Here is a 313-nt window from a genome sequence, read left to right as displayed (position 1 = left end):
ATCCAGGTAGATGAAGCCTCTCAGCAGTTGCGCGACTATATTGACGGCCTGGAAGTGGATCCGTTCAGGATGCAGCAGGTGGAAGCTCGCTTTTCAAAAGCCATGGAGCTAGCCAGAAAGCATCAGGTGATGCCAGAGGGGTTATATGAATACCACCAATCTCTGGTTCAGGAGTTCGCGCAATTACAGCAAGATGACAATCAACTTGAGGCATTGGCGCTCACACTGGAGCAATTAAAGCAAGCTTACATACAAACAGCAGAGGTCTTAAGTCGTTCACGTCAGACAGCGGCGCAAAAACTGGCAGAGCAAG

General features: G+C 49.5%; 1 pseudogene. It reads left to right on the top strand.

Annotated elements, in window-relative coordinates:
• Positions 1-313 (top strand): annotated as a pseudogene (locus tag J0A66_RS22560) (DNA repair protein RecN); the annotation flags it as partial.

Source organism: Bowmanella dokdonensis, from assembly GCF_017254865.1.
Lineage (GTDB): Bacteria > Pseudomonadota > Gammaproteobacteria > Enterobacterales > Alteromonadaceae > Bowmanella > Bowmanella dokdonensis.
The sequence above is the reverse complement of the archived record's forward strand: the minus strand, read 5'-3'. Positions and strand labels throughout refer to the sequence as shown.